General features: G+C 68.6%; 6 protein-coding genes. 1 reads left to right on the forward strand and 5 read right to left on the reverse strand.

All coding sequences use genetic code 11. From position 1 onward, the window contains the following. Nucleotides 1–95: 95 nt before the first annotated feature. The 4 genes from D180_RS21740 to D180_RS21755 are packed head-to-tail and all read right to left on the reverse strand — an operon-like array spanning nucleotide 96 to nucleotide 5,737. A complete protein-coding gene (locus D180_RS21740) occupies nucleotides 96–1,538 on the reverse strand; it encodes a 6-phospho-beta-glucosidase (RefSeq protein WP_017914431.1) in 1,443 nt (480 codons plus the stop codon). Continuing rightward, a complete protein-coding gene (locus D180_RS21745; protein ID WP_017914432.1) occupies nucleotides 1,513–2,448 on the reverse strand; it encodes a carbohydrate kinase family protein in 936 nt (311 codons plus the stop codon). Before D180_RS21745 ends, D180_RS21740 begins: the two co-directional genes overlap by 26 nt. Beyond that, nucleotides 2,445–3,821, reverse strand: a complete 1,377-nt coding sequence (locus D180_RS21750) for an APC family permease (protein ID WP_017914433.1) — start codon at nucleotides 3,819–3,821, stop codon at nucleotides 2,445–2,447. Before D180_RS21750 ends, D180_RS21745 begins: the two co-directional genes overlap by 4 nt. Continuing rightward, on the reverse strand, nucleotides 3,818–5,737 hold the full coding sequence (locus D180_RS21755) for a beta-galactosidase (protein ID WP_043091531.1): 1,920 nt from the start codon (nucleotides 5,735–5,737) through the stop codon (nucleotides 3,818–3,820). The genes D180_RS21750 and D180_RS21755 overlap by 4 nt, the downstream gene beginning before the upstream one ends. A 62-nt stretch (nucleotides 5,738–5,799) precedes the next feature. On the opposite strand from D180_RS21755, the gene D180_RS23580 reads away from it, so the two are divergent. Further along, nucleotides 5,800–6,138 (forward strand): hypothetical protein, encoded by a 339-nt coding sequence (locus tag D180_RS23580; protein WP_157835498.1) that lies wholly within the window; start codon nucleotides 5,800–5,802, stop codon nucleotides 6,136–6,138. A 344-nt stretch (nucleotides 6,139–6,482) separates the two neighbouring features. On the opposite strand, the gene D180_RS21760 is transcribed toward D180_RS23580, so the two are convergent. Then, a partial coding sequence (locus D180_RS21760; protein ID WP_017914435.1) for a TonB-dependent receptor occupies nucleotides 6,483–8,087 on the reverse strand: 1,605 nt, incomplete at its 5' end.

An 8,087-nucleotide genomic window follows, 5' to 3' on the forward strand; every position in this document is an offset into this window, starting at 1 on the left:
GAGGGCAGGTTGATGGTACCTATGACGGACCAATTTGCGACGACCTTACAACGTGTGGCCGTCCGATGCATCCTGCGACCGCACAACCGGCCGGCTCAGTGGTGGTGATGCGCGCCGTGCCAGTGCATCGGTCCCGAGCACACGCACTCGCCGTCGTCGTCGCCGTTGCCGGCATGGCCGAACAAGGCCTCCAGCAGTCGCCGCGACGGGCTCCACTCGCCAATGGCCGGGTGGATCAGCATCGCCTTGCAGGCGTCCAGGTGGCTGCCGCTGAGCGCGGCGTCGATGGCGGCGTGCTCGTAGGCCTTGACCGTGCGCACCAGGCCCTGGATCGCCTCGGGCATCGGCCGCGCCGGCAGCGGGGTGATGCGGTCGCGCTCGATGGTGGAGGAGATCTCGACGATGTCGTCGTCGGCCAGTTCCGGCATGCAGCCCTGGTTGCGCACGTTGACCACGTGCCGCCCCGGCAGCGCGCCGGTCAGTGAACTCATCACGTCCACGGCGATGCGGTGGTAGCCGGTGCTGGCGCGGAACGGGTCCGGCTGCGGCGCGAGGTCGTCGGCGAAGGCCGAGCCGGCCTCGGCCTCCAGCCGCATGTACGAGCCGGAGCGCTGCTGCAGGTAGGCGGCGTAGGTCTGCACCGCGCCGCTGCCGTCGCCGGCGTTGAGGCGGCTGCGCAGGTCGGCGATCAGGGTGTGGTTGAGCCGTTCGATCTCGCTGCCGCGGCTGGCGCCGCTGGCGCGCTGGTTCTCCAGGGCGCGACTGCGCTCGTAGTAGAAGTACAGGTATTCGGTGGGGATCAGCCGCAGCGTGCGCAGCATGTCGAAGTCGAACAGCGGCGCCAGGTACAGCTGGCGCAGGATCGCGTCGTCGGCCAGGATGCGGTCGAGCACGTCCACGCCGCGCACGCGCACTGCGCGGATCCAGCCCAAGTGGTTGAGGCCGACGTACTCGCAGTCCACGTCCGCGGGCGGCTCGCCGAGCGCGCGGGCGATGTTGTGGAACAGCTCCACCGGCGTGTCGCAGATGCCGACCACGCGTGCGCGGGTGTGGCGGCTGATGGCCTGGGTGATCAGCCCGGCCGGGTTGGTGAAGCTGACCAGCCAGGCGTCGGGGCTGAGCCGCTCCACCATCCGCGCCTGTTCGATCGCCACCGGCACCGTGCGCAGCGCCTTGGCGACGCCGCCGGGGCCGGTGGTTTCCTGCCCGGCGTAGCCGTGGCGGATGATGGTGTGCTCGTCGGTGGCGCGCTGGTGGATGCCGCCGATGCGGATGCTGTTGAGCACGAAGTGCGCGCCGTCGATCGCCGCTTCCGCCGAACTGGCCGCGTTGACCTGCAGCTCGCCGCCGAACTCGGCGACCACGGCGCGGCCCAGCGCAACCATCAGCGCCAGCCGCTCCTGGTCGGGATCGTAGAGCACGATCTCGCGCGCACCGAGCGCTTCGGCGGCATCGTTGACGCCGTACACCACCAGCGGCGCGCGCACGCCGCCGCCGCCGATCAGGGCGAGCTTACGGTTGGGAAAGGAACTGCTCATGGAGACTCCTGAGACGTGGGGGATCGGGAAGGCCGTCGAGCGCGCCGAGCGCGGTGCAGCAGGCGGCGCCGCACAGGCAGCCGCGCTGCGCGCAGGCATCGAGGGAAAGGTGGTCCAGCAGCGCATCGATGAAGCCGGCATCGAAGGCGTCGCCAGCGCCGGTGGTGTCCTGCACGGCGACGACGGGCGCGGCGACCCGTCGCGCGCCGGCGGCATCCACCACGCAGGCGCCGGCGCCGCCGAGTTTGATCGTGACCTGCGCCAGCCCCAGCGCCTGCGCCCAGGCGGCGCAGGACGCGGCGTCGTCGCCCGCGCAGCCGGCCAGCGCGGCCTCTTTCTGGTTGGGCAGGAAGTGATCGACCGCGCGGCAGGTGGCGTGGTTGTCCGGATCGGCCAGCCACGCCGGGTTGAAGCCGACGTCCAGCGAAGTGCTGCAACCGGCTGCGCGCAACGCCGGCAGCAGCGTGCGCGCCAGCGTCGCCGGCAGCGGCAGCGCGAAGTGCACATGGCGCGCGGCGCACATCGCCTCCAGCACAGCCGCGCTGCCCAACAGCGGTTCCAGCGCGGCATTGGCGCCGGGATAGGTGAAGAACGAGCGGTCGTCGTGCAGCGACACGCTGGCGGTGACGCCGGTGCCGGCGGGGTGGTCGATCAGGCCCTCGGTGCCGACGCCGAACGCGCCCAGGCGCTGCGCGAACCAGTCGCGGTCGCCGGCGCCGATCGCGCCGATCAGCGTGACCTTGCGTCCGAGCCGCGCCAGCCCGCAGGCGGTGTTGACGGTGCCGCCGCCGAGGTCGCGATGGTAATGCCGCGCCATCGCTTCCTCGCCCGGCCCGGGCCAGGTGACGAAGCCGCTGAAGATGTGGTCGAGATAGACCTCGCCGACCACCGCGACGTCGTGGGTTTTCATTGCTGGAAGGGCCATGCTGCCTCGCGTTTGGCCTGGATGAGATAGAGCGCGGTGCCCGCGCACAGCGCCAGCATCGCCGCCAGCAGCCGTGGCAGCGGGCTGGTGGCCAGCAGCGCCAGCCAGCCGCAGACGCTGATCAGCAGCGGCCACGGATACAGCGGCATGGCGAAGCGGGCGCGGTGCCGCGGCTGCCGCCGCAGCAGCACCACCGCCAGGCATTGCGCCAGGAACTGGAACAGGATCTGGATGATCATCAGCGTGGCGATCAGGTCGTCCAGCGACAGCGGACAGGCCAGCGCCGAGGTGATGCCGACGAACAGCAGCGACACGGTGGGAAAACGCCCACGCGGATGCAGCCGTGCGAACACGCCGAAGAACTGGCCGGCCGCCGCGGCCGCATACGGCACCCGCGAATAGCCCAGCAGCACCACCAGCGCCGAGCCCCAACTGGCGAGCACGATCAGCGCCACCGCCACGGTGCTGCCCACCGGGCCGTAGATGGCCTGCATGAAGTCGGCCACCACCGCCTTGGACTGCGCCGCCTGTTGCCACGGCAGCACGCCGAGCAGGGTCACGTTCAAGCCCAGGTACAGCACTGCCACGATCGGGATCGACCACAGCACCGCACGCGGAATCGTGCGGCGCGGCTTGCGGATCTCGCCGCCGAGCATGCACACGTTGTTGTAGCCGCCGTAGTCGTACACCGCGATCAGCGCCACCGCGCCGAAGCCCAGCCAGAAGCCGTGCGGCGACGCCGGCCGCGCCTGCAGGAACTCGCGCGCCAGCGCCATGTCGAAATGCAGCGCGCCGCTGAGCACGATCCACACGCAGGCGGCGATCACCACCGCACTGACCAGCAGCGACAGCACCTGCACCGAGCGCACCTGCCGATACAGCAGCGCGGTGTTGAACAGGCACAGCGCCATGGCGATGCCGGTGAGCGCGGTATGGCTCAGCCCGGGCATCAGGTAGGCCAGGTACTGCGCGCAGCCGACCGCGGCCGCGGCCACCGACAGCGGCGCGGTCAGCAGCGTCTGCCATAGGTACAGGAAGCCGAACAGGCGCCCGGCGCGGTCGCGGCCATAGGCCTCGCGCAGGTAGTGGTACGGCCCGCCCGAGCGCGGGATCGCCGAGCCGAGTTCGGCCCACACCAGGCCGTCGCACAGGCAAAGCAGCGCGCCCACCACCCAGCCCAGCAGCACCGCCGGCCCGGCCAGCGCCGACAGCGCCAGCGGGATGGTGATGAACGGGCCGATCCCGATCATGTTGAGCAGGTTGGCCGACAGCGCGCTCCAGAACCCCAGCGTGCGCGGCGGCGCGCCCTGGTCCGCGGCGGACGGGGAGGACGCGACGGGTGCGGCGAGCGATGTCATGTGCATGCGCGATCCTGTGGGGAGGGAAGGGATGCGACGGGCTGCGTGGCTGGCGTGGGGACGAGACCGTCGGCGCAGCGCACCAGGCCCGGCTGCAGCCGATGCAGATCGAGGATCAGCACCTGGTTGGCGCCGGCGCGCAGCCAGGCACCCGGGCAATACAGGCATTGCTGCGGGCCGATGTCCCAATAGCGGCCGAGCAGGCGCCCGTTGACCCACAGATAGCCCTTGCGCCAATCGCGCATGTCCAGGTGCACGTCGCCGGGCTGGTCGAGGGTGAACTCGGTGGCGAAGAACAGGCCCGGGCGCTGCGGCGGTGCCTGCAGTGGGCGCAGCGACGGCGTCGGGTCTGTGTCCAGCGCCAGCCCGCGCACCTCCCAACCGCGCAGGTCCTGGCCATCGAGCCGCACCGGACCGAGCAGCCCCTTGCGATCGCCCAGCGCCGGGCCAAAGTTGATGTGGCCGAAACTGTCGACCAGCACCTCCAGCTCGCGCGTGTCCTGTGCTGCATCGGGCAGGCGCAACTGCAGCGCGCTGTGCAGACGCGGATGCCGCACCCGCGACACGTGGTCGAGTTCGCGCCCGTCCAGATGCACCACCGCGTAGTCGTGGACCTGCCCCAGGTGCAGCGACTGGCCCGCGCCGATCCGGCGCCGATACAGCACCAGGCCCTGGTCCTGGCCCAGCAGGCGCTGGTTGTCGATGGGGGTGTCGGTCTGCAGCGCAGGGCCGAGGTTGTCCCACAGTGCGGCCACGGGTCTGGCCTGCACCGCGTCGAAGTGCGCGCGCCGCGGTGCGGCCGGTAGCGGCGGCGGTGGCGTGTCGGCTTGCGCGGCGATGATCCTGCGCAGCGTGAAATAGGCCGGCGTCGCACGGCCGGCTTCGTCGATCGGCGCGCCATAGTCGTAGCTGGTCAGCGCCGGCTGGAACTGCGAGCCGTCGTCCTCGGCATTGGCCCCGGCACTGAGGCCGAAGTTGGTGCCGCCGTGCACCACGTACAGATTGAACGAATAGCCGGCGGCGGCGATGCGGCGCAGCAGCGGCGCATAGTCGCGGCGCGCGAACTGCGCCTCGCCCCAATGCGTGAGCCAGCCGGGGTAGCCCTCGGACACCCACACCGGCGCCTGCCCGGCGAAGGCCGTGGCCGCCTGCAGATCGTGCAGATCGGGACCATCGAGGCCTAGCGCGGCGCCGGGCAACATGGCCTGGCGCCGCCGCAGATCCTTGAGCCCTTCGGCCAGCGAGAACGGCCCGTCGACCCCATGCCCCCGCCACAGCGTGGCCAGCGCCTGCAGATAGCCGACGTCGCTGCCGTGCATCGAGTATTCGTTCTCGATCTGCAGCATCAGCACCGGCCCCCCAGCACTGGCCATCAACGGCGCGATGCGCGGCGCGATCGCCCCGATGTAGCGCTCCACCGCGGCCATGTAGCGCGCATCGTGGCGATCGCGCAGACAGATGTTCGCCTCGCGCAGCAGATACGGCGGCAACCCGCCCAGCGTCCATTCCGCGCACACATACGGACCCGGGCGCAGATACACCCACAACCCCTCCTGCTGGCACAGCCGGATGAAGCCGACGAAATCGCGCTCGCCGCTGTCCAGGTCAAACTGCCCAGGCGCCGTTTCCAGCGCATTCCACATCAGATACAGCGCGATGGTATTCAGCCCCATCGCCTTGGCCATGCGAATCCGATGCAACCAATCCGCCTTCGCGATCCGCAGCGGATGCAGTTCGCCACTACGGATCTGCCAGGGTTTCCCGTCCAGCGTGAAGCGGCCCTGGGCGAAACCGAACGTGTGGGGTCTCCCGTCCGGCACCGGCGCTGATGCCGGCACCGCCGCGCGCAGCATCGGCATCGCCGCCAACCCCAACGGCGCCAACAACCCGAACCGACAGAAGGCGCGGCGTTTCATTGCGCGCTCCAGGAGGTTTGGCGGCCCTCAGCTGCGGCCGGAGTCCCGAAGGAAGAAGAAGGGTGTTGGATGCAGGAAACAAAGCCGGGCGTTGTGACACCAACTACATCGACGGTGTCGATCCACGAATTAACTTCGTATTGCTGATGCTGACCTTGCTGTTGCTGTTGCTGTTGCTGTTGCTCTTCAGCTTTTGCTCTTCCCGGGTCCCCTCCGCAGCGGCGGAGCTGGCGGGTCAAACCCCCCGCAGGGGGGCGGCGCACAAGGACGTGCGCCGTTTTCGGTCGGGGCAGGATGCCCCGTCCGAAAATCCCGCTAGCGGAGCGGACCCGCGTAGCGGGCGCGAAGGCGGGGTGTGCTTTCTTTTGGTTACTTTTCTTTGCACAAGCAAAGAAAAGTGACTCGCCGCCAGGCGAAAGCTTTTGCTTTTGCTTGTCTGCCCAAGCAGTACCGGTAAAGCCCGTCGGGACTGAAGTCCCTCCCACAAGAGCCATAGTCCAGGCTGTTTCGGTAGGGCCTGTCGCGGCTGAAGCCGCTCCTACAAGAGCGGCGGTGTGTGCCGCTAGTATGAGCTGCTGAGATCGCATGATCCAAGCAGCGTCGGTAAAGCCCGTCGGGACTGAAGTCCCTCCCACAAAAAGCGTGGCCAAGGCGAAGTCGATAAGTCCCGTCGGGACTGAAGAAGCTCCCGCAGAGACCCTGGCAACGCTCCGCCATGGCATCCCAGTGCGCACGCCGCCGCGCCCTAGAACGCGTACTTGACGGTCAATAACGTCATCATGCCGGCATCCACGATGTCCGACACCGCCAGATTGTGCCGGCCCACATGGCCCCAGTAACTGTATTCCTTGGTGAGATTGGAGATCGACAGATCCACATTCACCCCGTTGTCGAACCGATAGCCCGCATGCAGATCCACCCGCCGCGTCGGCCGCGCCCATAGATCGTCCCACGGCGCGTTCTGGTGCAGGAAATCGTAGTTCAGCAGATACGAACTGCTGAAGTGATAGCTCAGGTTCACCGAGAACTTCGAGCGCTCGTAGAACAGCTCCAGATTGGCCATCGCATTCGGCGCCGACTGCATCTGCTCGTCCTCGAAGCCGACCATGCCCAGATCCGCGTGCGCATGCTGGCGCGTGGCATTGGCGCTGACGCCCAGCCCGTCGAACGGCGCCGGCAGATCCTGGAAGCGCTGCCGTGCGCTGACCTCCACACCATAGACGCGGCCGTCGCCGCCGTTGGTCGGCATCTGGTAGAACACCGTGCCGCTGCCGCTGGTGCCCGAATTGGCCTGGCCGGAACCCGCATCGTAGATGTAGTGGTGCAGGCGCTTGTAGAAGCCGGCCACCGAGAAGAACCCGCCATGGTCGGTCGCCCACTCGCCGGACAGGTCCAGGTTGGTCGAGGTGATCGCTTTCAGGTCCGGGTTGCCCTGGCTGATGGTGGTGATGCCGTTGGAGATGTTGATCTGGCTGCCGCCGCCCAACTGCACGAATGCCGGCCGCGTATAGCTGGTCCACAGCGCGGCGCGGTAAGTGGTGGCGCTGTCCGGGCGCCAGGTCAGGAACACGCTCGGCAGCGGCTGGTCGTAGTGCGTGCTGTTGGCGGCGAAATAGCCGACCTGCTGGTTGCCGTCGCTGTCGGTGGGCGTGGTCCAGAAGGTGTTGTGGATGCTGGTGTGCTCGAAGCGCACGCCGGGCACCACCTCCAGACTGCCGAAGGAGAAGGTCGCCATCGCGTACGCGGCGCTGACCGCCTCGGTGCCGCGCATCGTGTTGCAGTTCCAGTTGTTGACGTAGAACGCGCTGCCGCAGGTATCCAGGTCGTCATCGGTGAGGTGGTTGGCGATGACCTGCGCCACCGCGCCTTCGCTGACACGCGGCGTGGCCCAGTGGTACTTGCCGGGGAAGATCGCCGCGTAGCCGCCGTTGAAGATGCCCAGGTCGCCGAGCGTGCTGGTGTCGGGCACCGGGCCGGTCCACCAGTCGCGGTTGCTGTAGTGGCGGCTGCTCTTGCTGTACTTCACGCCGAACTGCAGCGCGGTCAGCGCGCCGTCGGCGAAGTCGTAGCGCGCGTCGAACTTGGCGCCGCCCTTCTTCTGCCCGGAGTAGATCTTGGTCGATTCGCCGTAGCTGCTGGCGTACAGCGAGGGGATGTTGTTGACCTGCGCCAGCAGCGCCGGGGTCAGCTGCGGGGAGGGGAAGGCGCCGCTGCCGTAGCGCATCAGGCTGCTGCCGGAGTAGGCGAAATTGGCCTGGCTGAACTTGTCCTCGCGCCCGTCGATCTCGATGTGGTCGGGGCGGTCGTTGTCGCCGAAGCTGTAGAACAGGTTCGGCGACAGCGTCCAGTT

It is taken from the genome of Xanthomonas sp. SHU 166 (assembly GCF_000364685.1).
In the GTDB taxonomy this organism is placed as follows: Bacteria; Pseudomonadota; Gammaproteobacteria; order Xanthomonadales; family Xanthomonadaceae; genus Xanthomonas_A; species Xanthomonas_A sontii.